The sequence below is a fragment of the Burkholderia sp. LK4 genome (genome assembly GCF_001043615.1).
GTDB lineage: Bacteria > Pseudomonadota > Gammaproteobacteria > Burkholderiales > Burkholderiaceae > Burkholderia > Burkholderia cepacia.
This window is the reverse complement of record NZ_LDUL01000009.1, coordinates 186544-210450: the sequence shown is the minus strand read 5'-3', so window position 1 is coordinate 210450 and position 23907 is coordinate 186544. Positions and strand designations below refer to the sequence as shown.

Below are 23907 nucleotides of genomic sequence, written 5' to 3'. Positions count from 1 at the left end.
GAATGCAGGTCATTTGAGGTCACGCGCCGCGCACGAGCGGTGCCGGCCGTCGCTGGCGAGGCCGGATGCCCTTGCACGCGGCATGGAATTGTTGCGCGTTCGACGGGTTTTGATACGATGCGCGACATTTTATCGCAATGCGAATGATTCTTACTTGCATTTTTACTTATCCACGATGACCGTCAGCCTCGCCTGCCCTCCCGTCCGTCCACGTCGCGTGGCCGCCGCCCTTGCCTGTGTTGCCGCGTCGCTCGCGCACGCGGACGATTCGCCCGGCGGCGCCACGGTGCTGCCTGCCGTCAACGTCACCGCCACGCACGACTCGCCGCAGCACCTGACCGACACGGTCTCCACCGGCGCGCTCGGCACGCGCCGCCAGCTCGACACGCCGTTCTCGACGACGATCGTCACGTCGGAGGAGCTCGAGGCACGCCAGCCGTACAAGCTCGGCGACGTGTTCGCGAAGGACGCGTCGGTGTCCGACAACAGCGGCGCGTACAGCGCGTGGGCCAGCTACATGACCGTGCGCGGCATGCAGCTCGACTGGCAGAACGGCTACAAGATCGACGGGCTGCCGTTCGTCACGTACGGGATCACGATGCCGTACGAGCAGCTCGATCGCGTCGAGTTGCTGAAGGGGCTCGGCGGTTTCCTGTACGGCTTCGTGACGCCCGGCGGCGTCGTCAACTACGTGACGAAGCAGCCTGGTGCCGAACCCGTGCGCAGCGTCGACGTGGGCTACCGGAGCACCAATGTGTGGACCGAGCACGTCGATCTCGGCCAGCGCTTCGGGCCGGACGGCAGGTTCGGCGCGCGGCTGAACGCGACGCACGAGGAAGGCAGGACGTACAACGACGGCAACATCCGCCGCGACAGCGTATCGCTCGCGCTGCAGGCGAACCTGACGCGCGACCTGTCGGTGAATGTCGGCGCGCTGTACCAGGATCGCCGCACGACGGGCCAGACGCCGTCGATCTTCACCGGCAGCTATCCAGGCGGCGTGCTGCCCGCGACGATCAGCGGCGGCACGACGAACCTCGGCGGCAAGGACCAGTACCTGAACACGAACCTGCAGCTCTATACGGCCGGGCTGCAGTACCAGCTCGCGCCCGACTGGCAGCTCGACGTCGCGTACAGCTACAGCAAGGCGACGCGCCGCCGCAACGAAAGCACGCTGTACCTGCAGGATGCAGCCGGCAACTACACCGACAGCCGCTACGTCGGGATGGAGGATCACCGCTTCAGCCAGTGGCGCGCGATGGTCGAAGGCAAGGTACGCACCGGGGCGTTCAGCCACCAGATCGTGATCGGTGCGTCGTGGCAGAAGCAGGCGAACGACTATTCGGCGAACAGCGTGTTCGTGCCGCTCGGCGCCGGCAACCTGTATGCGCCGAATCCCTACCGCTACGACAGCCCGCACGGCTTCATCCAGTACCGCACGAGCGAGATCGTGCAGAAATCACTGTTCGCGAGCGACACCGTGCAGCTCTCGGCGCGCTGGTCGGTGCTCGCCGGCGTGCGCTACATGAACTACGAGCAGCGCTCGTTCCAGGCGAGCGGCGCGGAGGATCCCGGCTATCGCCAGAACGGCGTGGTGACGCCGACGTTCGCGGTGATGTTCAAGCTCGCGCCGACGACCACCGCGTACGCGAGCTACGCCGAATCGCTCGAGCCCGGCAGCCGCGTGAACGACGTCTACGCGAACGCCGGCCAGGTGCTCAAGCCGCTGCGCAGCAAGCAGTACGAACTGGGGATCAAGAGCGAGCACGCGCGCTGGAGCGCGACGGCCGCGTTGTTCCGCATCGAGCGCAGCGCCGAATATGCGAACGCGGCGAACGTCTACGTGCAGGACGGAGAATCGGTCATTCAGGGGATCGAGTTCGGTGCGCGCGCGAAAATCGGCGCGCGCTGGAACGCGGGCGTCGACGCGATGCTGCTCGACGCGTGGTACGCGAACGGGATCGGCAACAACGGCAACCGCGTCGCGGGCGCACCGCGTTTCGTGCTCGCCGGCGACATCGGCTATGCGGTGCCCGGCGTGCCGGGGCTGACGCTCGGCGTCGATGCGAAATTCACCGGCGCGACGCCGCTGCGCGCGGCCGGCGGCCTCGACGCCCCGGGCTTTCTCGTCGTCAATGCGGGGGCGCGTTACCTGACGCGGATCGGCCGCCACGACGTGACGCTGCGCGCGTCGATCGACAACGTGCTGAACCGCCGTTACTGGGAATACCAGTACGCGGACTACGTGAAGCCGGGCGACCCGCGCACGGTGAGCCTGAGCGCGAAGATCGACTTCTGAACGCCGCGCCGGCGGCCGCAAGCCGTCGGCGGCCGGCCGGCATGGCCGCACCGCGGCGGCCCCGGGATTTTCCCGAGCCGCAAAAGCAAAACGGCGAAGCGGCTTCTTTCGAAGCTCGCTCCGCCGTTTCGCGGCGAACCGTCAGACGCTCTTAGTGGAGCTTCTTCGGCAGCATCTGGCTGCGCAGGCGCTTGTGCAGGCGCTTGACGGCTGCTGCCTTCTTGCGCTTGCGAACTGCGGTCGGCTTTTCGTAGGACTGGCGTTCGCGCAGTTCAGCGATCAGGCCATTTTTTTCGATAGCACGGCGAAAGCGGCGAATCGCCACTTCGAACGGCTCGTTTTCTTTCAGAAGAATCGTCGTCATGTCGTTCCTAAATTGCTTAAACGGTCAAAAACGTAGCGGCCAAGCGCCACGCACCGGCCATCCGAGCGTCCCCACAAACAGGCGAAACGAGCGGAAATACGGCCTCGGAGGCCGGAAAAGAGAGGCGGAAAGCACCGCGAGTACGCTTCACAAGCCGCGTGCAGCGCCGCGTTTGACTGCCAGCAGACACGCCGAAAACGGCAGAGGCTTGACAGAAATCTCAATTCAGCCCGCCATCATAGCAGGGAATCACAGACAAAACCACCCTTTTGTCGATTGCGTGTGCACAGGCGAACGACTGCGTGCCGGGACCGCTCTCCGGCCCCTTCCATCCGGCATCGCGCCGGGGCGGTCCGAAATGACAAAGAAGGATAAAAAATCGGGCCGAATCTCAACGCGCCCCTCAAGTTTTGTTTTGGTGCGCCGAAATCCTGCTCTGAGGCGGCCAGCAATGAACGAGTGCTTCCGCCGACGCCAAAACGGCTTTCCAGGGCTTTCGGCTTACACAGGAGATTTTTCCATGCTCGGAATTAACAGCAACATCAACTCGCTGGTTGCACAGCAGAACCTCAACGGCTCGCAAAACGCCCTGTCGCAGGCAATCACCCGCCTGTCGTCGGGCAAGCGCATCAACAGCGCGGCAGACGACGCAGCAGGCCTCGCGATCTCGACCCGGATGCAGACCCAGATCAACGGTCTGAACCAGGGCGTGTCGAACGCGAACGACGGCGTGTCGATGATTCAAACGGCATCGAGCGCACTGTCGTCGCTGACGAACAGCCTGCAACGTATCCGCCAGCTGGCCGTCCAGGCATCGACGGGCACGATGTCCTCGACCGACCAGGCAGCACTGCAACAGGAAGTTGCGCAACAGATCCAGGAAGTGAACCGTATCGCGTCGCAAACGACGTACAACGGCACGAACATCCTGAACGGCAACGCAGGCATCGTGTCGTTCCAGGTTGGCGCGAACGTCGGCCAGACGATTTCGCTGGACCTGAGCCAAAGCATGTCGGCTGCGCAGATCGGCGGCGGTCTGGTGCAGAAGGGCCAGACGGTCGGCACGGTGACGGGCTTGAGCCTCGACAGCGGCGGCGCGTACACGACGGCGGCGGCGGCTGTAACGGTTACCGCGATCAACGTGCTGTCGGACGGCAAGGGTGGCTACACGTTCACCGACCAGAACGGCGGCGCCATCTCGCAAACCTATGCCCAGTCCGTGTTCGGCACTAACGCAACGGGCGGCACGGGCGCGGCAGTCGGCACTCTGACGCTCCAAACGAGCGCAACCAGCGTCGGCGGCGCCAGCATGTCGGCAGCGGCGCTCACCGCGGCCACGAACGCAGTTGCGCAGATCAACGCCGTCAATAAGAATGCAACCGTGTCTGCCCTCGACATCAGCACCGTCAGCGGTGCGAACGTCGCGATGGTGTCGATCGACAACGCGCTGCAGACGGTGAACAACGTTCAGGCACAGCTCGGTGCGGCACAAAACCGCTTCACGGCAATCGCCACGGCGCAGCAGGCAGAATCGACCGACCTGTCGTCGGCACAGTCGCAGATCACCGACGCGAACTTCGCGCAGGAAACCGCGAACATGTCGAAGAACCAGGTGCTGCAACAAGCTGGCATCTCGGTGCTCGCACAGGCAAACTCGCTGCCGCAGCAGGTCCTGAAGCTCCTGCAGTAATCGCGTAGCAACCCACGGCCGGGCCCCGCGTAACGCGCGGCCCGGCCGTAGTCACTTGGCGCGCGGGGCCTTGCCCCGCCGCCAGGTCCTTATCCAGAATTTCACGGACTACCCGCCGCACGGAGCACTACGATGTCGACGATCAATCCCGCCGTCACCGCCGCCAACAGCTCGGCCAACAGCGCGCTGCAACAGGCTGCCCAATCGATCATCAGCGGATCGACCGGCAACTCGTCGATGGACGTCAACTCGCTCGTGACGGCGCTCGTCAATGCGAAGACCGCCGGCCAGACCGCCGCGCTCAGCGCGCAGCAGGCCAGCGACAACACCCAGATTTCCGCGTACGGCGCCCTTTCGGCCGCGCTGAGCGCACTCCAGGCCGGCGTCACGACACTGTCGAACGGCTCGCTGCAAAACACCTTCACCGCCACCGCGAGCGGCACCGGCCTGACCGCGACCGCGGGCGCCGGCGCCGTCGCCGGCAGCTATTCGGTCGGCGTCACGCAGATCGCGACGTCGCAGTCGCTGTCGTCGGCCGCGTTCGGTGCGTCGACGGCGCTCGGCACCGGCACGATGACGCTGTCGCTCGGCAGCAAGTCGTTCACGGTCAACGTGGGCAGCAACAACAACACGCTGTCCGGCATCGCCGCCGCGATCAACAACACGACCGGCAACCCGGGCATCGTCGCTTCCGTCGTCAACGGCAGCGACGGCGCGCACCTCGTGCTCAGCTCGACGCCGACCGGCGCGGCGAATGCGATCAGCGTAACGGTCAGCAACGTGACCGGCGACAACGGCCTCTCCAGCCTCGGCGTCACGTCGACGGCCAGCACGACGGGCGGCCAGTCGTCCATTGCATCCGCCAACAGCAGCGCTGCCTGGAAGCAAAGCACGGCCGCGCAGGACGCCGCCTTCACGATCAACGGCATCGCCGCGACGAGCGCGAGCAACACCGTGACGGGCGCGATCACCGGCGTCACGCTGAACCTGACCTCGGCCGCCGTCAGCGGCACGCAGCCGCAAACGCTGACGGTCGCCACCGACACGAAGACGCAAGCGTCGGCGATCAACAACTTCGTGACGCTCTACAACACGCTCGTCACGACGATGGGCTCGCTGTCGAGCTTCACGGCCGGCGCGTCGTCGCAAGGCCCGCTGCTCGGCGACTCGACGCTGAACACGATCCGCAACGCACTCGCGTCGGTCGTCGCGGGCGGCGTGAGCAGCAACGGCTCGACGGTCAACCTCGCGTCGATCGGCGTCACGCTGCAGGCAGACGGCACGCTGCAGGTCGACAGCACCGCGCTCAACTCCGCACTGCAGAACAACCCGACCGGCGTCGCGTCGCTGTTCAACTCGACGAACGGGATCGGCCAGCAGCTGACGAAGGACATCACGAACTACACGCAGACGGGCGGGCTGATCGCCGCACGCACGACCGCGCTCAACAACGACCTGAAAAGCGTCGCCACGCAGCAGACGAACCTGTCGAACTACGTCGCGCAACTGACCAGCCAGTACCAGGCGCAATTCACCGCGCTCAACACGCTGATGGCGACGATGAACAGCAACTCGCAGTACCTGACGCAGCTGTTCGGCGGCACGAACAGTGCCGGCGCGCTGTCGAGCAACAAGAGCTGACCGCTGGCCGGACAGGAGAGCCACGATGGAACAGACCGAACTGATCGCCCAGCTCGACGCGCTCACCGACGCGATCGAACATGCGGCCGCGATGGCCGACTGGATCGAGGCGGCGCGCCTCGTCGACCTGCGCGAGCCGCTCGTTGCGTCGCTCGCGGCCGATCAGCCGCCGGCCGGCATCGCCGCGATCCGCCGGATTCAGGCCAGCAACGCGCGCATCTTCGCCGATGCGCAACGCGCGCAGCAGGAGCTGACCAACGAATACCAGGCGGCGATGGGCCGCGTGCAGGCCGTCGGCCAGTACCAGAGCATCGCGAGCCGCTGACGCGCGCCTGGCGCCGCATCATTGGCGGCGCACCAACCTGACAACAAGAACTACGCGCTGATGTGAGGGCGTGCTCGTTCGCCTCCGCCCGCCTTGTGCGGGCGTTTTTTTTGGGTGCCGCCAGTCGCGCCGCCCGGCCCCGCGGCGGGCCGTTCAATCGGCCAAACTGACCAGGCTTTTACCGTCATCTCATGGCATCGGCGCAGCGGCGCGCTACCCATAATGGTATCGACCGACTTTCCGCAGATTCCATCATGCTCTCGCTCGACCTGTCCGCCTCCGCCACGCTTACGCCCGAACAGCAGCTTGCGCAGGACATTGCGCTCGTCATGGGCAACGCGCTCGAGCGCCATCGCAGCGGCGCGTTCGAAGACGCCCGGGCGCTGTACGAGGCCATCCTCGACGCGATGCCCGCGCATGGAGATGCGCATTACAACCTCGCGGTGCTGCTGGCCGATATGGGCCAGGCGGCTGATGCGGTACCGCATTTCGAAGCCGCCCTCGGCGCAAGCCCGGACAACGGCTACTACTGGGTCAGCTACATTCACGCGCTGCATCGCAGCGGGCAGACGGCCGCCGCGTGGATCGCGGTCGAAATCGCGCAACAACGCGGCGTGCACGGGCCCGCGCTGAACAGCCTGATCGCCCAGTTGGCGTCACCCGATATCGTGCTCGCAACTGCAGCGGTCGCGACCGCCCCAAGCGGCATCGACGCGGCGATCGTCCTGGAAACCGCGGCCGGGCGGAGCGACTCCGGCAAGTCTGCCCGCCGCCCCAATCAGACGCTGCTGCAAAAGCACGCAGCGCTGTTCGCCAAGAACAGGCACGCTGAAGCCACCGCGCTTGCGCGGAAACTGGTCGCCGACTACCCGGAAGACGGCGCATGCTGGCGCGCGCTGTCCGCATCGCTTCACCGGGAAGGCCGCTTCGCGGAGATGATCGAGGCAGGCTTTCGCACGGTCGAACTGCTGCCGGATGAAGTCCTCGTGCGCATCCTGCTCGCGGATACGCTACGGGCGATGAACCGTCTCTCGGAAGCCGACGAGCAGTGCACGCGCCTGTACCAGCTTCAGCCCGATCACCAGGAGGCCATGCGGATTCGCGGTCTCGTGCTGTTCGCGCTGCGCCGCACGGATGAAGCGCTCGCGGCCTGTCGGCGCGCGGTCGAACTCGCGCCCGGTGCGGCCGCGCCGTGCGGCACGCTCGGCTTCGTGCTGCTCGAACTGGGTGCAACGCAGGAAGCGATAGGCTGGCTGAGGCGCGCGATCGAAATCAACCCGACCGACAGCGTCACTCACAGCAGCATGCTGTTCAGTATCGCGCACAGCACCGAATTCGATCCGCAGGCACTCGTGGCGGAGCACCGCAAGTTCGGCAAGCGCTACGACAATCAAAAGCGCAAGCGCGCGGCCGTGTTCTCGAACCCCCGCGATCCGGCGCGCAAGCTGCAGGTCGGCTTCGTGTCAGGCGACCTGTTCAGCCACGCGGTCGCCTCCTACGCGGTGCCCGTGATCGAGCATCTCGCGGCCGACCCCGGCATTGCGATGCACTTCTATCACAATCACTTCGAGGAAGATCACACGTCGGAACGCTTCAAGGCCCACGCGACGACCTGGCGCAACGTCGCCGGCATGAGCGACTCGGCCTTCCTCGAACGCGTGCGCAACGACGGCATCGACATCGTGATCGACCTGTCGGGCCATACCGGCCGCAACCGGCTCGTTGCGCTGGCGCAGCGCGCCGCGCCGGTTCAGGCATCGTGGATCGGCTATCCGGCCACGACCGGCCTCGCCGCGATGGACTACTACCTGACGGACCGCTTCGTCGCGCCGCACGGCGCATTCGACGACCAGTTCGTCGAGCAGATCGTGCGGCTACCCGCGATCGCGCCGTTCATGCCGCCGCCGAACTGCCCGCCCGTCAACGTGCTGCCGGCGCTGCACAACGGCTATACGACGTACGCCAGCTTCAACCGCCTGAACAAGCTGAGCCCGCACGTGATCCAGGTCTGGGCACGCGTGCTGCACGCGGACCCGACCGCGCGCATGGCGCTCGGCGCGCTCGACAACGACCGCGACCAGCAGACGCTGACCGAATGGTTCGCGGCCGCGGGCATCGACGCCAACCGCCTGACGTTCCACCGGCGCTCGAACATTCCCGTCTACATGCAGCAGCATCACGGCGTCGACCTCTGTCTCGACGCGTTCCCCTACACCGGTTCGACGACCACGCTGAACGCGCTGTGGATGGGCGTGCCGACCGTGACGATCCCCGGCGCGACGATGGCCGGGCGCGGCAGCGCGGGCTGGCTGCAGCACGTCGGGCTCGACGCGTACATCGCGACGGACGAGGACGACTTCGTCGCGAGGGCGCTGGCGCTCGGCCGCGACACCGCCGCGCTGCAGGCGCTTCGCGCCGGCCTGCGCGCGCGCTGCGGAGAGTCCGCCGCGTTCCGGCCGGCTGTCGTCGCGGCCGGGCTGTCGTCGGCGCTGCGCACGATGTGGACCCGCTGGTGCGCGGGCGAACCCGCGACCGCATTCGACACGCCGCTGTTCGACGACATGACCACCGCACAGGCCGCGGCAGAGGCCTGAACCTCACGTCAGATCGAGAGAGACCATCATGACCGCCAGCCTGCCCGCGTCGTCCGTCGCGCAACTGCCGCACGAACGCATCTACGTCACGCAGCCGCACCTGCCGCCGCTCGACGAATTCCTGCCGTACCTGGAGAAGATCTGGGAGAGCCGCACGCTGACCAACGGCGGCCCGTTCCACCAGCAGTTCGAGCGCGCGCTGTGCGAGTATCTCGGCGTGCCGCACCTGTCGCTGTTCGCGAACGGCACGCTCGCGCTCGTCACCGCGCTGCAGGCGCTGCGCATCAACGGCGAAGTGATCACGACGCCGTATTCGTTCGTCGCCACCGCGCATTCGCTGCTGTGGAACGGCGTCAAGCCGGTATTCGTCGACGTCACGCCCGGCACGCTCAACCTGGACCCCGCGCGCATCGAGGCGGCGATCACGCCGCAGACCACCGCGATCATGCCCGTGCACTGCTACGGCAATCCGTGCGACGTCGAAGCCATCCAGAAGATCGCCGACAACTACAACCTGCGCGTGATCTATGACGCCGCGCATGCGTTCGGTGTGCAGAACACCACCGGCAGCGTGCTCACCCACGGCGATCTGTCGGTGCTGAGCTTCCACGCGACGAAGGTGTTCAACACGTTCGAAGGCGGCGCGATCATCTGCCCCGACGCGAAGACCAAGCAACGGATCGATCACCTGAAGAACTTCGGTTTCGTCGACGAAGTCACGGTCGTCGCGCCCGGCATCAACGGCAAGATGAGCGAAATCAACGCCGCGTTCGGGATGCTGCAATTGCAGCACATCGACGGCGCACTCGCGCGCCGCCGCGAAATCGACACGCTGTACCGCACGCTGCTCGCCGACGTGCGCGGCATCCGCTGCGTGCCGCTCGGCGGCCAGACCGTCGCGAACCACGCGTATTTCGCGATCCTCGTCGACGAAGACTACCCGCTCGATCGCGACGGGCTGTACCGGAAGCTGCGCGACTACGACGTGTACGCGCGCCGCTACTTCCATCCGCTGATTTCGGAATTCCCGATGTACCGCGGGCTGCCGTCCGCCAACCGCGACAACCTGCCCGTCGCGACCGAGGCCGCGCGCAAGGTGCTGTGCCTGCCGATCTACCCGGCGCTCACCGACGACATGGTCCGCCGTATCGTCGAGCTGATCGCGCGCTGACGCGCGACGCCTACAGGTAACGCTCGCCGGCCGCGCGCGCGCGGATCCGGCGGGCCGGGTTGCCGTACACGACGGTGTACGGCTCGACGTCGTGCAGCACGACCGCGCCCGCGCCCACGACGCCGTGCTCGCCCACCGCGATCCGGTGCCGCAGCATCGCGCCGAGGCCGATCGCCGCGCCGCGGCCGATCCGGCAGTTGCCGCCCGTGACGACGCCTGGCGCGAGGCTCGAGAAATCCTCCATCGTGCCGTCGTGATCGAGCGACGCGTTCGTGTTGACGATGCACCCGTTGCCGATCGCGCAGCACGGATTGATCACCGCGCCGGCCATCACGACCGTACCCGCGCCGATCGTCGACGCCTTGCCGATGCGTGCGGCCGGATGCACCGCCGACACGCACGGCAGGCCTGGCACGAGCGCCGCGAGAGCGGCCGTCACGTTCTCGCGCGCGTGGTTGTCGCCGATGGCGACCAGCAGCCCGGCGATGCCGTGCGCACCGACCAGATCCGGCAGGTCGCGTTCGGCGCCCAGTACCGCGTAGCCGAGGGTCTCCTCGCCGCGGGGCCGGAACGAATCGATCAGCCCGGCGATCCGGTACCGGCCAGCCTGTTCGACGATGTCGATCACGACCTTGGCGTGACCGGACGAGCCGACGATGACGATGTTTTCCACAAGGGCCTCGATTGATCTGAAAGCAGGGGCGGCCTTGCCGCGTTCCCCGCAGTATGCCGCGTCGCCGCACCCGCGCGGCGCGCGCCGTCACGTCAGACGACCTGCGCCGTCTCGTCCGCCGTCACGCGACCCGCTGCGAAATGCGCGGCAAACGCCGCACGCACGCGCTCGGCCATCCGGATCCAGCTTTCGTCGCGCCCGCGCCGGAACAGCCGCACCGTGCCCGGATACCACGGCGAATCGTCGCGGCCGTGCATCCAGCGCCAGTCCACGTCCTGATTCGGCAGCAGCACCCAGCAAGGCTTGCCGAGCGACGCGGCCAGATGCGCGGTGGACGTGTCGACGCACACCACGAGATCGAGTTGCGCGACGATCGCGGCCGTATCCGCGAAATCGTCGAGCTCCGAGCCCAGATGCAGCAGCGGCAGGCCGCCCGGCGGCTGACGCGCCTCGTCCTCGCCCTGCCCTTTCTGCAGGCTCACGAAATTCACCCCCGGCACGCTCCACAGCGGCGTCAGCAACGCAAGCGACGGCAGCGAGCGGTGCGCGTCGTTGTGATGCTTCGGGTTGCCTTTCCATACGAGCCCGACGCGCGGGCCGGCCGGCAATACATCGAGGCGTGCGCGCCAGCGCGCGACGCGGGCCGGATCGGGCGCGAGCCGCACCGGCGGCGGGATCGTGTCGAGTGTCGTGCCCGAGTGCATCGGCGCGCTCAGCAGGCTCGTCCAGTAATCGAACTGCGCGGCTTGCGCCGTCGCCGTCTCGTGATCGAGCACCGCGTCGACGCCGTCGACCGTCGCCATCAGCCGATGCAGCGCGGGCTGACACGCGAACACCACGCGCGCCGCGTGCCGCGCCCGGAATTCCGCGAAATAGCGGCTGAACTGCAGCATGTCGCCCAGGCCGTCTTCCTGCCAGACGAGCAGCGTCTTGCCGGCGAGCGGTTCGCCCTGCCACTGCGCGCACCGCAGCACCTCGCGGGTCCGGCGGTGCACGAACGCCGCTTGTTCGTAGCGTGATTCGTAGCGCCGCCAGCCTTCTTCGAACCGGCCCAGGCCGAGCAACAGCGTCGCCAGGCCGAAACGCGCATCGCCATAGTCCGCACGCAGTTCGAGCGCGCGGCGGTACGCGCGTTCGGCGTCGTCGTGGCGGCCGGCATGCGCGAACGTGGTGCCGAGGTTGTAGTGCACTTCGGCCATGTCCGGAGCGAGCGACAGCGCGTCGGCGAACACGGCCATCGCTTCGTCGTGGCGCCCCTGCGCGCGCAGGACGCAGCCGAGATTGTTGTGCGGCTGCGGCAGGCCGGGACGGCAACGGATCGCGTCGCGATAGGCCGCTTCGGCTTCCGGCAGGCGATCGAGGTTCTGCAGCGCGACGCCGAGGTTGTAGTGCGCCTCCGGGTGATCCGGGCACAGCACGAGCGCCCGGCGGCTGGCGGCTTCCGCTTCCGGCAACCGCTGCATGTCGACGAGGATCGCGCCGAGATTGGCGTGCGCGAGCACGAAGTCCGCTCGCACGGTAATCGCGAGCCGGTAGGCGAGTTCCGCTTCGGCGTGGCGGCCGAGCACACGCAACAGGTTGCCGAGATCGGCCAGCACGTCGGCCGACTGCGGCTCGATCAGCAGCGCCTGCCCGAATGCCTGCTCGGCTTCATCGAGCCGGCCGAGCGCTTCGAGCACCTTGCCGAACCGGTGATGGTGCGACGCCCGCAACGGCGTGACGGACGCAAGCTGCCGGCGCAGGAGTGCCTCGGCATCGGGCAGGCGCCCTTGCGACACGAGCAGCGCGCCGAGGCCGTCGCAGGCCGGCTCGAACGCCGGCATCGCGTCGATCGCGCGCCGCCACCATGCTTCCGCGTCGGCCAGCCGGTTCAGGCCGAGCGCGCAGACGGCCGCGATGTGCAGCGCCGCGACTGCCGGCGCCGGCCGGTCGAGCAGGGGCGCGACGAGCGACAGTGCGTCGGCGAACTGTCCGTTCTGGCACTGGGTCGCCGCGTGTTGAACCAGCGCGGATTCGTCGGAAGCAGGGGTCATGTCATGCGGCGCCTCGCGGCGCGCGGCGCGAACGGACGGTCAGACGGACGCCGGCACGGCGGCCGGTTGGCCCGGCTGGCTGACGGCCCGGTCCCTGGCTTCCTGGAGCGCTGCGAGCGTGTCGAGTGCGCGCTCTTCGTCGGCGGTGAGATCGACCAGAAATGCGTCGTTGTTCTGCTTGATCCAGTCGAGCGGCATGTCCCACCACGCGAGCTGCAGCAGTCGTTCGCGCACTTTTTCCGTGAAGCGGAAGCGAATCAGACGGGCCGGCGAACCGGCATAGATGCCGTACGCCTCGGTGCGGAAATTGGGCGGGATGACGGCCCGCGCGCCGATCACGCATCCGCTCTCGATCTGGCTGCCACCGAGAAACAGCGCTTCGTCGCCGATCCAGACGTCGTTGTGGATCACGGTGTCCGCGTATTGCGGTATCGGCGGATTCTCGAGGCCGTTACCATAGACGCTGAAAGGGCTCGTGGAAATGGTCCGGATCTCGTGCTGGCCATTCAACAGGAATCGCAGACGCATTCCGCCTGCCACGTGCTTGCCGATCACGAGTTTCTGAACGCCCTGATCGTACTTTGCGATCGAACCCACACCGATCGACGAGCACCGGCCGATATGAAACGTACCGACCTGCGCCTCTTCATCGACCCAGGTGCGGAAAAAATTGTTCGGAATCGCCGAAAAGGCGCCATCCCGGTAGCCGAGCACGATGAAATGCTTCGCCCACGGATGGTCAGGCAGCACGCCAATACAATCGTCGGAGGTCGTAACGTTCATTCGCGGTCGCAAGTGTGCCGGTGCGGCGGCTCGATGCCGGGCCGCTCGAAACGGCGGTGGAAAACGTCGCGGCACATCGGCCACGAGCATGGACGATGCAGTATAGAAAGCCGGCGACGGTAGCCGACATCGAATAAGAACGGCGTTCTGGCTTCTGTTCCGGAGATAGGGACTGGTGGGGTCTCGCGTCCGCGGCCCGGCTGCGCCGCGCGTGCGCGTGGAATTGCCGTCGCCGGCCGATGACGGGCGCGTGCATCATTCGGCGCTCGGGCATTGGCGCCCGGTTTTCCTTCGTGATGCTCACACGTCGGCGGAGGCGTCGCTTCGATCCGGCCGGCACGTTCCGTCACCGGAGCCGGCCGCCGTGGCGATGTGCTGCCGCCGCCTTCACCAACGGTGTGCGCCGCTCACTCTCCCGCACTCAATTACTCGACGAACACCCGCCGCAACTACTCGAACTGCACGAGCTGGAACTGCACGAACTCGACGAACTGCAGCTCGACGACGAGCAACTGCTGTCCGATGCATCGAACGCACTGCCGCTACCCGCTTTCAGCGCGGCGAGGGACGACATCCGCGACGCGGTCTGCACGGTTTGCGAATACACCGACCAAGCGGTGCCGGCCAGCGCACCCGCACCGAACAGCGCGGCAGTCCACAGCAACGGGTCCGTGTCGTCGCGTTCGCGGTCCTGCGCCTGCTGCGCTGCGTGCGCATCGGGTTGCGAGGGTTGCGGGCGCTGCGGATTTCGCGCGGCACGCGGATCGTGCGCGATCCGGCGCGCAAGCAGCGCGGCCCGCCCGGCAGCCGTCGCCCCACCGCGCCCGAAACCGGTCAGCCGCCGCACGACGATCCGGTACGCGACCGCGAACACCACCATGCAGACCGCGAGCAGCAACACGGGTCGCCCGCGGCTCAGGCCGATCGCGAGTTTGGCGGCCCCCGTGCCCAGTACGATCAGCACGATCGCACGCGCGGCCAGGCGCGACGCGCGCATCTCGCCGGGTGCCCACAGCCAGCCTTGTGCGCGCATTCCGTCGACGACCTCCTGCGCATACCCGGCGAGTCGCTTGCGAAACACGTCGTAGCTCACGGTGCCGGACGGCTGCTCCTTGAGCCACGCGCAGTGGTCGTCATGGCGCCCCGCACGTTCCATGTCGGCGATCTGCACGCAGCCACCCTGCCCGGGGGCGGTCCACAGGTCGACCGCACCCGCCTGCGCGAGCGACATCGTCACGACCTCGGCGACCCGTGCTTCGCCGCCGGTGAGATAGGCGACTTCGTCGGTGCTCAGGTCGGCCGACGCCTTGCGCGTACGCCCGCCCCAGCGTCGACAGCGGAACTCGATCGCCTGAAGCACGACGATCAACAACAACGCGACGACACACGCAGGCACATAGAACGCGAGAAACTGCGGCCCCGCGTAGTTCAGCACGTTGAAGTCCTGCGCCGATGCGCAGGTCGCCGCGACGCTCGCGGCGGCGGCCGGCCACGCGAGTTTCGGCAGCCGGTCGCGCCAGGTTCTGCGCGCCTGCACGGCGGCAGGCGAATTCGCGTCCCCCGCCCCGTTCGCGGCCGACGGTTCCGGGCGCGGCGATCCGGATGCGGCACGCAAGTCGGCTGGCCGCGGCCAGATGGACTCCGGCGGCTCGCAGCCGAACAGCCGGCGATAGCTGTCCAGCGTGTCGCGATAACGCTGCGCGTACACGGCGGCCTCGTCCGGCGCGCCCGTGCCGGGCATGTGATGCAGCCGCGCGCGCAGCACGCCGGCGCAGAAGACGTCCCAGTATTCGAGCGTGTATTGCAGGTGGAAATGCCATGCGGCATCGACCGCGACCGACGGCGTGACCGGGTGTCCGGCCGCCTGCGCGAGAAACGCGAAGCGCTTGTATTCGTCGATCACGGCCAGCGCGTGCGCATGCGACCAGCCTTCGGCTTCGGCAAGACGCCGGCTGTACGGTAGCGGCGCGTTCGGGTCGTCAGGGGAATACGCGTGCAGACGCGCGAGCAGCGCGTGCTGCGCACCGGTCAGCGCGCGGGCATCGACTGCGGTCGAGGTAGACGGAATGGCAGCCATCGGGAGTCGGCGCGATGCGCGGACGGCCGCCGCGATCGACGCTTGGAGTTGTCGTTGCGGGGGATTCTCGCACATCGGCGAGGCGGCGCGACGGCGTGCCGGCCACCTGCATGCGGGGCCGCTCGCCGCGTTGCGCCGCGGGTCGGAAAGTCAGAAATCGAGCTGCGCGATCGTGATGTCGAGCGCGGCCGCGACCTTCTTGCGCATCGACTTGCGCAGCTTCCCGCGCTTTTCCTGTTTGGCGTAGTCCGAGCGACTGATGCCGATCCGCCGCGCGACCTCGGCCCGCGTCAGGCCGAGATGCTCGCGCCACGCGCGGGCTGGCGAGCTTCCGTCGAACACGACGCGCGTCACGAGCTCGTGCGGAATCAGGTCACGTGCGGCGCACCGCTGCGCAAGATAGTCCGCGTACGGGATCACGACGAAGGCTGGCGCGCCGTCCGGGCCGTTGATGATCTGGACTGGGAGGGATTTGCTCATGCGGTGATCGCGGCGCCGGCTTCCGGGCGGCTGTTCGTCGTTTCGGTCGACATGCTCAGTCGGTGTTTCAGGCGGGCTTCGGGTGCGTCGAACGACATCGGTGCAAGGTTTCGCTCGGTCGGACGCGTGCGTTCGGAAACCGCCACGCTGATGGCAGGCCGAAATATTACTGCAAGCGGAGAAATGGTGATGCGGATGAGACGGCGAAACCACCGAACGCCTGAACAGGCATGTTTTGGCGCGCCCGGCTGGGATCGAACCAGCAACCCCTGCCTTCGGAGTTTTACCGGCACACCAAGACCCTTTACAAATCAATGCCTTACACGACTCGCAATCAGCAAAACCAAGGCTAATCAAGGTCAATCAGGGCTGTCCAAGCTCACCCAAACTGTAATTTCACTGTAGTGGCAGTCCCCAAGAATATGTGCCACCCCGTTCTGCCAGTGTTTCCGACAGGGTGCCCCCGAATTCCGCGCGTGCCACCTGCCCAGATGGCTTTCCTGCGGGGATTCTGCGTGACGTCAGCGTGCGACCGGGCGATTCAGTGCAGCACTGAACCTTGTTAAGAACGCGTTAATGGTGAGATGGCAAAATGTTGTTGCCCGCCACCATAGCCATTCAACAATGCCGACAACTTCTCGCTCAATTACCGCACGCCCCATCATTCCGCGCACGGTCTGGGCGCTAGGTTTCGTCAGTCTTTTGATGGACCTCTCATCCGAACTCGTACATGCGCTGCTGCCCATCTACCTCGTCACAACGATGGGTATGAGTGTTGCCGCGCTCGGCATACTGGAGGGGGCAGCGGAAGCGACCGCGATGATCGTCAAGATTTTCTCTGGTGCAATCAGCGACTGGCTAGGCCGCCGCAAAGGACTCTTGCTGTTGGGCTACGGCCTCGCAGCCCTCACGAAACCACTGTTTCCACTGGCAAGTGGCCCAGGAATAGTCGTCACCGCCCGTCTTCTCGACCGGGTGGGCAAGGGTATTCGTGGCGCGCCGCGCGACGCACTTGTCGCCGACGTGGCCCCGCCAGAAATTCGCGGTGCGTGCTTTGGCCTTCGACAGTCGATGGACACTGTCGGCGCATTCGTTGGGCCCCTGGTTGCAATAGTCTTGATGCTATGGTTCGCCGATCATATTCAGGTAGTCCTGTGGTTTGCCGTTGTACCGGCATTCCTCGCGGTAGCGCTCATCGTATTCGGCGTCCGGGAGCCGGACACTCCCAACTCGTCGGGTCGGTTTCGCTCGCCATTGCACTGGCATGCACTACGAGAATTCCCGGCCCGTTACTGGATTGCCGTTGTTATCGGTGCAACCTTCACGCTAGCGCGGTTCAGTGAAGCCTTCCTGGTGCTCCGTGCACAGCAGACTGGTCTCGACCTTGCGTGGATTCCGGCTGTAATGGTTGTGATGAGTCTGTCCTACGCGGCTTCGGCCTATCCGATTGGAATACTGTCGGACCGCGTCGATCCGCGAGGGCTTTTGGCAAGCGGCTTGATCCTGCTGATCGCTGCAGACGTTCTGCTAGGAATAAGCAGTTCCCGGATAGCCCTGTTCGTTGGCGTGGCACTGTGGGGGCTACATATGGGCTTCACGCAAGGAATCCTGGCGGCGATGGTGGCCGAGGCCTCTCCAAACTCGCTGCGTGGCACCGCATTTGGAGTATTCAACCTCGCGAGCGGTATTTGCATGCTCTTGGCTAGCGCACTCGCCGGGTGGCTGTGGGAGCGATACGGTGCGCCGACCACATTCTTCGCAGGCGCCGCTCTGGTCATCGCACCATTGGTGATGTGCTGGTTTGCGCCCCAGCAAACCAAACTGTGATGACACATGGCGCGACCCCTGCCCCGATTCCCCAGTAAGCTGCCGACTGGCTCGACCGCATAACCAAGGCGCATAAAACTGCATAACTAAATCGCCCCCCCGATCGCGTCGCGACACGCGCCGGGCGGCCCCAAGCACCGGGCGCATGAGTGCATAAAAACCGTTCAATTTTGCGGGCAGGTGGAGCGGGGTCACAACTGCGCGCGCCGGGTCTGAATCGTCATCCGAGGGTCAGGGTCCGGCCCTTGGAACATCGCATCCAACGCGACAGGCGGCCCGCCACGGCCCTGCGGCGGGCTCGCCCGACCCTTGAGGTGCGTCGTGGCGGCGGCCGCTCTGAGGCGCCCAAATCCGCTGAGGCCACGCAAAGGCGCCGGACGCAAAAAAGCCGCCGGCACCGAAGTGCCTGGCGGCTTTTTGCTGCCGGCCGACCGCTCGTCAGACGTCGAGCTGCGCGTCCGTGATGCCGAGCGCAGCGGCGATCTTCTCGCGCGTCGACTTGCGCAGCTTCTCGCTGCTCTCCTGTTGAGCATAGGCCGACTGGCTGATGCCGAGCCGCGTCGCGACTTCGGCCTGCGTCAGCCCGAGATATTCGCGCCACGCGCGCAAGGGCGTTGCCCCGTCGACCGTTGCGCTTACGACAGCATGTGGAATCAGGTCGCGCTCTTCGTCACGCTGCGCCATGTATTCCGCGTAGGGGATCACCACAAAGGCCGGCGCACCGTCCGGCCCGTTGATGATTTGGATGTTAGTACGTGCGTTCATCGCGTTTCTTTACCTCCTCGATATCGACTACCTTGACCTCGCCGTCCCAGTTGAACAGAACCCGGTAGTTGCCGACCCTGAGCCGGTAGCCATACTCGTGATTCGTCAGGGACTTCACGTTGTGGCAGTTCGGCATGGCTTCCAAGGTACCTACGCTGTCACGAATGACCGTCTGGACTTGGCGATCCAGCTTACGCAGTTGCTTGAATGCTTTTGGGGTCCATTTGATCGAGTTCATGTGAAAGATTATAAGTTTTAATATAAGTTTCCACAAGTGTTTTATAAGTTATTTTCGCAGCGGGCGCGAGCGCTTCGGAAACGGGTATTCCGGCCGGTACCGCTGTACAAACGCGTCGCATTGCGCGTCCGTCAGTTCATCCAGCCCGATCGCCCGGACCCAGAACGCGCAGCCCGAGACTGCAATCGCGCGCACGTGCTCGGCGCCCGGCTGGAAGCACACGGCCGTCCTGTCGCTACCCGCGACGTATCCGCTCCAGTGCTCGCATGTCCAACACGGCCGGCCGTCGAGCTTCGGGATGAATACGCCATAGCCTGATCGTACGCTTCCCATCACACATACCTGTATATTTATACAGTGTAGCTGCGCGCATCGATTCCCGATACGGTGCAATCGGTTGCGCCAGTCGGACAGGAAAAGGGGACAGTGATGTGCACCAACTACAAAGCACCGAACGAAGATCCGGGCATCAACGAGCTGAAGATCGGCATCGGCGACCTGTTCCGCCGCGATCCCTGGGATGTCGACGTATGGCCCGACTACCGGGCACCTGCCGTGCTTCCAGACGGCGACGGCTCCGCCGTCACCGACGCCGTGTTTGGCTTCTGGCCGAAATTCATGCAGCCGGACAAGTTTGACGAGAACGGAAAGAAGCAGAAGAAATTCGACACCGTCAACGCGCGCGGCGAAGAGGTCGCAGAGAAACGCCTGTATCAGCGCGCGTGGCGCGAGGGCCAGCGCTGCCTGATCCCTGCGCAATATGTCGTTGAACCGTCATATCCTCACGCGACGCAGAAAGCCGGCGGCGGATGGGATCGCGGCCCATGCGTGTGGCAGCGGATCGGCCTTGCTGACTGGAGCGCTTACTGCGTCGCTGGCATCTGGCGACGCTACCAGGGCGAAGACGGCCGCGTGCTGTTCGGTGTGACCATGCTGACGCTCAACGCGGACGAACACCCGCTGTTCCGCCTCATGCACCGGCCTGACGATGAGAAGCGGGGCGTCGTGATGCTACGGCCGGCAGACTACGACGAATGGCTGCACACGAAGAACGTGGAAGCTGCTCGCGCGATGCTGCAGCTCTACCCGGCCGACGAAATGGCCGCCGCGCCTGATCGGCCGACAAAATAGCCGGCACCACCAGCATGCGGCGGCACATTACTGCGCCGGCGGCACGTAAGGGCGGAACCGCACGACCTCGATCCCGATCCAGTCGTTCAGCTCCCGGAGCCGCGCTTTCAGCGGCTCGATCTCGAGGCCGTTGAATACCCCGGCCGCCTTTTCCACGTCACCGAACCCACCCGCGTTCGACGGAATGATCCCCATCAGCTGTGGTGGCACGCGGTGCGCCGCAAGCTGATCCTCGACGGTCACCTTCTTGATGTTCCAGAATTCGTCCTTCGCCGCGACCTCGCCGATCGGCAGGAGCTGGATGCCGTCCTTCTTCCCTTTGGGCGCGTACATGAACAGGTTCCGGAAATTACCCGGCCCCTTCGCGTTCTTCAGTGCCGAACGCAGATTGTCGACGTCCTCCTGACGCTCGGCCGCGTCGGTCATGTACATGATGAAGCCCGCGTGGCTGCCGTTCTTGTAGTAGCGCCTGCGGAATAGCGTCGCGCTTTCGTTCAGCCAGGTCGAGTTCAACGCCGACAGGTATTCGGGTAGCCCGTAGATCTCCTGGTTCAGGTCCGGCTCGTACAGGTGATAGACCGAGCCCTTCGGGAACTCGTACGGCTCCCGCACGTTCGTCACGAACCAGTATTGATCCGGCTCGACGCCGACCCGTGTGTACTTCGCGAGCGACGACTTCAGCGCCATTGGCGCGCCGAGCTGGTTCGTGCGCAGCTCGAGGTAGCTGTTCGCGAACACCAGGTACTCGAGCACGAACCGGCTGAAGTCGGCCCGCGACAACAGCGGATGCTCGATGTACGACTGCACGAGGATGTTGCGCTTCACGTAGATGGCCGAGCTGTGGTGAGGCGCGGCCCGGAACGAGCGCGCGAGCCCGTCGAGCGGCAGGGGCGGCTCGTACCAGTTTCCCATCCGCATGCACTCGACGTAGTCGAGCAGCTCGCGCCGATCCATAACTTCGATCGGATCGCCAAACGAAAAAACCTCTGCGCGCGGCGCAGGTGCCGGCGCCAACGTCGAATCGGCTGCCGTCTCAGCGCGGCCATGCGTGCGGCGCCCTGCGCCGCGTCGATACTTACCTGCCATCAAAAATCTCCATGAATCCGGTATTGGTGCCAGTGGCGCCCTCGAGCGGCTCATTGGCGAGTGCGTGCATGCACGCCCAGGCCAGGTCGCCGTGGCTCGCCTCTTCGGATCGGCTCGCCTTGTACGTGACCTGCAGGCCGCTCGGAGTGATCGTCTTCTTGATCGCCATGAACGACGCGGCGAGATCCTTCCAGCCCGTGTCGAATTCGAGCCGGCCCTTGCGGATCACGTTCTGCGCCTTCATCACGAGCGCGGTCTTGATCTCGACCGAGTAATGGAACGCCGTCGCGGCCGGGAAAAATTTCGTGACGAGCTGATAGACGCCCTGCCCGATCCCGGTCGTATCGATGCCGATGTAGGTCACGCGGTAGCGCCCGGTCAGCGCCTCGATCTTCGCGGCCTGCGCTTCGAAGTCGAGGCCGTGCCACTGAAACCGCTCGAGCACGCGGAATTTCCCGCCGGGATACTTCGGCGGCGCCAAGACCACGCAGCCCGCGCTGTCGCCCGTGTGCGACGGGTCGTACCCGATCCACACCTCTTCGTCGCCGAACGGGCGCATGTACAGCGGCTTGAAGTCGTCCCACACTTCCCAGGTGTCGACCATGCACGTCTGCAACGTCGCCAGAGGGAAGACCGACAGCGAATCGTCGATGAACTGGCACAGCAGCAGGTTCGCGTATTCGTCGGCGCTGTATTCGAGCTTCAGGCGCTCGAGGTCGAACAGGTTGCAGCCGCCGCGCACGGCGTCCTCGACGGTCACGATCTGCCGATACTGGCCGTCCGCGCACGCGCGGCCCGCCGCGAGTGCCGCATTCGAGATGTCGATCGACACGCGCTGATCCTTCGGTCGGCCGCGATTGAACAGCGCGCCGGACCAGAACGGGTACGCGTCATGCGCGAGGCTCGATGGAGTCGAGAAATACGTCTGGCGCCATTGCGAATGGATCGCCATGCCCGACGCAACCTTGCGCAGGTCCTGGAAGCGCGGCACCCAGAAGTACTCGTCGAAATACAGGTTGCCGTGATAGCTCTGCGCGGTGCGCGCGTTCGTGCCGAGGAAGTACAGCGTCGCGCCGTTCGGCAACACCATCGGATCGCCGCGCAGCTCGACGCCGACCGCATCCTTCGCGAACTGGACGATGTACTGGCGGAACACGTGCGCCTGCGCCTTGCTGGCCGACAGGAAGATCTGGTTGCGGCCCGTGTTCAGCGCATCGAGCAGCGCTTCGCGTGCGAAGTACCAGGTCGCGCCGATCTGCCGGCTCTTCAGGATGTTGCGGATCCGCTCCTTGAAGCCTGCCCGATACCAGGTGCGCTGATAGTCGAAGATCGATTCGAGGAACGCATCGTTCAACTTCTCGATCTGCTCTTCGCTGAACGCGTTGCGGTCGTCCGAGCTACGTGATCGGCGCGTGCCGCCACTGCCCCCGGATTCGCTCACCTTTGCGTCGTTCGCTGGTCGCGATCGCAACCGGTCGAGCTGACGCGTCAGCAGGTCGATTTCCTTGAAGTCGCGCCCTTCCTTCGCCTCCTTCGTGACGAGCTTTATCAGCTGCGCCTCGATCGTCATGTTGACGCGGTCAACCGGCTCGGTCTCGTCCCATCTATCGCGCTTTTTCCAGCTATATAGCGTGGCCGGCTTCACGCCGAGCAGCTCGGCGATACGCGCGATGCGATACCCCTGCCAGTACAGGTCGCGTGCGCGTCGGCGTGGATCAACGTCGCTTGAATCGATGGGAAGTGCAGTCATGCAGCAAGGCTACCGACGCGCGCGCGTAGGCCCTACTGCATCCGGTTGTATCGGTTGCGTGCACAACCAACATGCGTTGCGACACCGGTTCGAACTGCCGACACTGGAATCCCTGAACTCAGCCCCCTCTCAGCGGATTCGCACATGGCACAGGACGAAAAGAAGACGAAGTTTTTCTGCATCGCGACGGAAGGCGCGACCACTGACGGTCGCAAGATCGATCGCACGATGCTCGAGCAGATGGCGAGCAGCTACGACCCGAAGACGTACGGCGCGCGCATCAACATGGAACACATTCGCGGCATGTATCCGGACAGCGCGTTCCGCGCGTACGGCGATGTGATCGCGCTGAAGACCGACGAACAGGACGGCAAGCTGCGCCTGCTCGCCCAGCTCTCGCCGACGAAAGACCTGGTCGAAATGACCACCGAGCAACGCCAGAAGGTCTATTCGTCGATGGAAGTCGACCCGGATTTCGCTGGAACCGGCGAGGCGTATCTGGTCGGCCTGGCCGTCACCGACAACCCGGCGAGTCTCGGCACCGACATGCTCGAGTTCAGTGCGAAGCACAAGGCGTTCGACACGCGCAAGCAACGCCCGGAAAACCTGTTCAGTGCCGCGATCGAAGCCGACATCGAACTCGACGACGAAACGCCGCGCACGAACGACACCAGCCGCTCGCTGTTCTCGAAGGTGTCCGGCTTGCTGAACCGCAAGAAAGCCTCCGACGACCAGCGCTTCTCCGACCTCTCGCAATCGGTCGTCGCACTCGCCGAAAGCCAGGGCCAGGTGCTTGAGCAGCTCGAGAAATTCAACACGAATTTCGATGAACTGAAGCGCGCACAGAAGGACGGCGACAAACGCCACAGCGACCTGGTCCAGAAGCTGTCGCGTACCGACAGCAGCGAGCAACAACGGCCGATGTCGACGGGCAGCGACAACGGGGCGCAGACCGACTGCTAACCGACTCTCATCCCATT

20 protein-coding genes are annotated in these 23907 nt (G+C 65.6%); 9 read left to right on the top strand and 11 right to left on the bottom strand.

Annotated features, from left to right (window positions below; genetic code table 11):
• Positions 1 to 175 precede the first annotated feature (175 nt).
• On the top strand, positions 176 to 2299 hold the full coding sequence (locus tag VK92_RS05100) for a TonB-dependent siderophore receptor (RefSeq protein ID WP_048025303.1): 2124 nt from the start codon (positions 176 to 178) through the stop codon (positions 2297 to 2299).
• 151 nt (positions 2300 to 2450) lie between these two features.
• Here VK92_RS05100 and rpsU read toward each other — a convergent pair whose 3' ends face one another.
• Positions 2451 to 2663, bottom strand: a complete 213-nt coding sequence (gene rpsU, locus VK92_RS05095; RefSeq protein ID WP_006401410.1) for a 30S ribosomal protein S21 — start codon at positions 2661 to 2663, stop codon at positions 2451 to 2453.
• 520 nt (positions 2664 to 3183) lie between these two features.
• Here rpsU and VK92_RS05090 point away from each other — a divergent pair.
• The 5 genes from VK92_RS05090 to vioA all read left to right on the top strand — a co-directional run bounded on the left by VK92_RS05090 (position 3184) and on the right by vioA (position 10084).
• A complete protein-coding gene (locus tag VK92_RS05090) occupies positions 3184 to 4353 on the top strand; it encodes a flagellin (protein ID WP_048025302.1) in 1170 nt (389 codons plus the stop codon).
• A gap of 132 nt (positions 4354 to 4485) precedes the next feature.
• Positions 4486 to 5994: a flagellar filament capping protein FliD gene (gene fliD / locus VK92_RS05085; RefSeq protein WP_048025301.1), complete on the top strand. Its 1509-nt coding sequence runs from the start codon at positions 4486 to 4488 to the stop codon at positions 5992 to 5994.
• 25 nt (positions 5995 to 6019) lie between these two features.
• The gene (locus tag VK92_RS05080; protein ID WP_027788658.1) at positions 6020 to 6319 is read left to right on the top strand and encodes a flagellar protein FliT; all 300 of its coding nucleotides are present in this window, start codon (positions 6020 to 6022) and stop codon (positions 6317 to 6319) included.
• Between the two features lie 254 nt (positions 6320 to 6573).
• Positions 6574 to 8913 carry a tetratricopeptide repeat protein gene (locus VK92_RS05075; RefSeq protein WP_048025300.1) on the top strand — a complete coding sequence of 780 codons (2340 nt, stop codon included), beginning with the start codon at positions 6574 to 6576 and terminating at the stop codon, positions 8911 to 8913.
• Between the two features lie 28 nt (positions 8914 to 8941).
• Positions 8942 to 10084, top strand: a complete 1143-nt coding sequence (gene vioA / locus VK92_RS05070) for a dTDP-4-amino-4,6-dideoxy-D-glucose aminotransferase VioA (RefSeq protein WP_048025299.1) — start codon at positions 8942 to 8944, stop codon at positions 10082 to 10084.
• 10 nt (positions 10085 to 10094) lie between these two features.
• Here the strand turns inward: vioA and VK92_RS05065 are convergent, their stop codons facing one another.
• From VK92_RS05065 to VK92_RS41520, 6 genes are all read right to left on the bottom strand, one after another.
• On the bottom strand, positions 10095 to 10757 hold the full coding sequence (locus VK92_RS05065; RefSeq protein WP_048025298.1) for an acetyltransferase: 663 nt from the start codon (positions 10755 to 10757) through the stop codon (positions 10095 to 10097).
• 92 nt (positions 10758 to 10849) lie between these two features.
• Entirely contained in the window at positions 10850 to 12790 is a 1941-nt protein-coding gene (locus VK92_RS05060; RefSeq protein ID WP_048025297.1) for a tetratricopeptide repeat protein, read from the bottom strand.
• A 39-nt stretch (positions 12791 to 12829) separates the two neighbouring features.
• Entirely contained in the window at positions 12830 to 13573 is a 744-nt protein-coding gene (locus VK92_RS05055; protein ID WP_048025296.1) for an acetyltransferase, read from the bottom strand.
• Between the two features lie 421 nt (positions 13574 to 13994).
• Positions 13995 to 15650, bottom strand: a complete 1656-nt coding sequence (locus tag VK92_RS05050; RefSeq protein ID WP_048025295.1) for a TIGR04222 domain-containing membrane protein — start codon at positions 15648 to 15650, stop codon at positions 13995 to 13997.
• A 150-nt stretch (positions 15651 to 15800) separates the two neighbouring features.
• Positions 15801 to 16130: a helix-turn-helix domain-containing protein gene (locus VK92_RS05045; protein ID WP_048025294.1), complete on the bottom strand. Its 330-nt coding sequence runs from the start codon at positions 16128 to 16130 to the stop codon at positions 15801 to 15803.
• Entirely contained in the window at positions 16127 to 16396 is a 270-nt protein-coding gene (locus VK92_RS41520; protein ID WP_156190761.1) for a hypothetical protein, read from the bottom strand. Before VK92_RS41520 ends, VK92_RS05045 begins: the two co-directional genes overlap by 4 nt.
• Positions 16397 to 16754: 358 nt before the next feature.
• Between VK92_RS41520 and VK92_RS05040 the strand changes: the two genes are divergently transcribed.
• Positions 16755 to 17957, top strand: a complete 1203-nt coding sequence (locus tag VK92_RS05040) for an MFS transporter (RefSeq protein WP_048025293.1) — start codon at positions 16755 to 16757, stop codon at positions 17955 to 17957.
• A gap of 438 nt (positions 17958 to 18395) precedes the next feature.
• On the opposite strand, the gene VK92_RS05035 is transcribed toward VK92_RS05040, so the two are convergent.
• Positions 18396 to 18722 carry a helix-turn-helix domain-containing protein gene (locus VK92_RS05035; protein ID WP_036037045.1) on the bottom strand — a complete coding sequence of 109 codons (327 nt, stop codon included), beginning with the start codon at positions 18720 to 18722 and terminating at the stop codon, positions 18396 to 18398.
• Positions 18706 to 18960, bottom strand: coding sequence for a type II toxin-antitoxin system RelE family toxin (locus VK92_RS05030; RefSeq protein WP_048025292.1), 255 nt, complete (start codon positions 18958 to 18960; stop codon positions 18706 to 18708). Before VK92_RS05030 ends, VK92_RS05035 begins: the two co-directional genes overlap by 17 nt.
• A 429-nt stretch (positions 18961 to 19389) precedes the next feature.
• Between VK92_RS05030 and VK92_RS05025 the strand changes: the two genes are divergently transcribed.
• The gene (locus VK92_RS05025; RefSeq protein WP_048025291.1) at positions 19390 to 20091 is read left to right on the top strand and encodes an SOS response-associated peptidase family protein; all 702 of its coding nucleotides are present in this window, start codon (positions 19390 to 19392) and stop codon (positions 20089 to 20091) included.
• 27 nt (positions 20092 to 20118) lie between these two features.
• Here the strand turns inward: VK92_RS05025 and VK92_RS05020 are convergent, their stop codons facing one another.
• Positions 20119 to 21177, bottom strand: a complete 1059-nt coding sequence (locus tag VK92_RS05020; protein ID WP_048025290.1) for a phage portal protein — start codon at positions 21175 to 21177, stop codon at positions 20119 to 20121.
• A complete protein-coding gene (locus VK92_RS05015) occupies positions 21167 to 22927 on the bottom strand; it encodes a terminase ATPase subunit family protein (RefSeq protein WP_048025289.1) in 1761 nt (586 codons plus the stop codon). Before VK92_RS05015 ends, VK92_RS05020 begins: the two co-directional genes overlap by 11 nt.
• 144 nt (positions 22928 to 23071) lie before the next feature.
• Between VK92_RS05015 and VK92_RS05010 the strand changes: the two genes are divergently transcribed.
• Positions 23072 to 23890 carry a GPO family capsid scaffolding protein gene (locus tag VK92_RS05010; protein ID WP_048025288.1) on the top strand — a complete coding sequence of 273 codons (819 nt, stop codon included), beginning with the start codon at positions 23072 to 23074 and terminating at the stop codon, positions 23888 to 23890.
• Positions 23891 to 23907: the final 17 nt, after the last annotated feature.

Coding starts and splice junctions, on each gene's coding strand:
- VK92_RS05100 (WP_048025303.1), top strand. CDS start 176: ATGACCGTCAGCCTCGCCTGCCCTCCCGTCCGTCCACGTCGCGTGGCC.
- rpsU (WP_006401410.1), bottom strand. CDS start 2,663: ATGACGACGATTCTTCTGAAAGAAAACGAGCCGTTCGAAGTGGCGATT.
- VK92_RS05090 (WP_048025302.1), top strand. CDS start 3,184: ATGCTCGGAATTAACAGCAACATCAACTCGCTGGTTGCACAGCAGAAC.
- fliD (WP_048025301.1), top strand. CDS start 4,486: ATGTCGACGATCAATCCCGCCGTCACCGCCGCCAACAGCTCGGCCAAC.
- VK92_RS05080 (WP_027788658.1), top strand. CDS start 6,020: ATGGAACAGACCGAACTGATCGCCCAGCTCGACGCGCTCACCGACGCG.
- VK92_RS05075 (WP_048025300.1), top strand. CDS start 6,574: ATGCTCTCGCTCGACCTGTCCGCCTCCGCCACGCTTACGCCCGAACAG.
- vioA (WP_048025299.1), top strand. CDS start 8,942: ATGACCGCCAGCCTGCCCGCGTCGTCCGTCGCGCAACTGCCGCACGAA.
- VK92_RS05060 (WP_048025297.1), bottom strand. CDS start 12,790: ATGACCCCTGCTTCCGACGAATCCGCGCTGGTTCAACACGCGGCGACC.
- VK92_RS05055 (WP_048025296.1), bottom strand. CDS start 13,573: ATGAACGTTACGACCTCCGACGATTGTATTGGCGTGCTGCCTGACCAT.
- VK92_RS05050 (WP_048025295.1), bottom strand. CDS start 15,650: ATGGCTGCCATTCCGTCTACCTCGACCGCAGTCGATGCCCGCGCGCTG.
- VK92_RS05045 (WP_048025294.1), bottom strand. CDS start 16,130: ATGAGCAAATCCCTCCCAGTCCAGATCATCAACGGCCCGGACGGCGCG.
- VK92_RS05040 (WP_048025293.1), top strand. CDS start 16,755: ATGCCGACAACTTCTCGCTCAATTACCGCACGCCCCATCATTCCGCGC.
- VK92_RS05035 (WP_036037045.1), bottom strand. CDS start 18,722: ATGAACGCACGTACTAACATCCAAATCATCAACGGGCCGGACGGTGCG.
- VK92_RS05030 (WP_048025292.1), bottom strand. CDS start 18,960: ATGAACTCGATCAAATGGACCCCAAAAGCATTCAAGCAACTGCGTAAG.
- VK92_RS05025 (WP_048025291.1), top strand. CDS start 19,390: ATGTGCACCAACTACAAAGCACCGAACGAAGATCCGGGCATCAACGAG.
- VK92_RS05020 (WP_048025290.1), bottom strand. CDS start 21,177: ATGGCAGGTAAGTATCGACGCGGCGCAGGGCGCCGCACGCATGGCCGC.
- VK92_RS05015 (WP_048025289.1), bottom strand. CDS start 22,927: ATGACTGCACTTCCCATCGATTCAAGCGACGTTGATCCACGCCGACGC.
- VK92_RS05010 (WP_048025288.1), top strand. CDS start 23,072: ATGGCACAGGACGAAAAGAAGACGAAGTTTTTCTGCATCGCGACGGAA.